The organism is Halorubrum sp. SS7, assembly GCF_005435055.1.
GTDB lineage: Archaea > Halobacteriota > Halobacteria > Halobacteriales > Haloferacaceae > Halorubrum > Halorubrum salinarum.
On sequence record NZ_SGXV01000132.1, the window covers coordinates 1 to 981 of the forward strand.

The following is a 981-nucleotide window of genomic DNA, read 5'->3' on the forward strand; positions in this document are numbered from 1 at the left end:
CCACCGGTGACGAACGTCGAGAGGTCGAGAACGGTGACGCCGTCGAGGATCCGTCCGCCGCCGGTGGGACCGTCGGCCCTAGTGTTGTCGGCTCCGGTGTCGCCAGTGTCGTTGGCCCCAGTGTCGTCGGCTCCGGTGTCGCTAGTGTTGGTGTCGCCAGTGTCGGTGTCGCCGGTATCGGTCATCGAGCCACCTCGTCCGAGATACGGAATCGTCTCATAGGTGTGTGTACGGTTTGTTTACCGATTGGTAAAACTATCGGCGTCGACCGTGATATTCGTTGGACCCACTTCGATGGACGGAGGCGCAGTAGTCAGACGTTGTCAGGAAGCCAGGAGGGATCGGCCGTCGATCTCCCGAAAGCCGATCGGGAGCCCTCCCCCCACCCCTTCGTTTCGAGTGGAACCGCGAAGAGCGACGGGGTGGTCGATAGGTATTCGCGGTGGATCTAGGCGCCCCCAGATAATTCAAGGAAAGATTAGTAATAAAATAATTATGCCACAACGAATATAATATTAGAGGGTTTGTCGAGGGTACTATTATATTGTATTTGTAATAAAACCACCGGTATACAACTCACAGCTCAGGACCCCCACCCACCCGTCTGCCGTTCCACCCGAAACGAAGGGGTGTGGGGGTGTACCCGATCGAACCGCCTCGCCGGACTCGGAGACTGTGGGCCCGAGCCGGGGAGTCGAAACCGATCGGCGGACCTCGCAGTCGGGATACCAACGGTCACGACGCGATCGCAAGATCTTCGAATCAGCCGTGTCAGGGGTTAAAAGTCGCTATATCAAGTGATCTTAGTCAAAGAGGAACGGGATCTCGTCGCTCGTCGTTTCTAGTTCTACGCCCTCTCGACCCGTTCGACCGCCCCCTCGGTAGACCCGAACCGCCTCTCGACTGCCTCGACATCTCGTGAGAGAGGGACGTTTCAACTCCAGAGAGGAACACTTTTGTACCGTCTCTTCATCTGGTTCG

At 57.2% G+C, this 981-nt stretch carries 1 pseudogene; it reads right to left on the reverse strand.

What is annotated here, in order from left to right:
• A pseudogene (locus tag EXE44_RS17110) lies at positions 1–185 on the reverse strand (CoA transferase); the annotation flags it as partial.
• Positions 186–981: the final 796 nt, after the last annotated feature.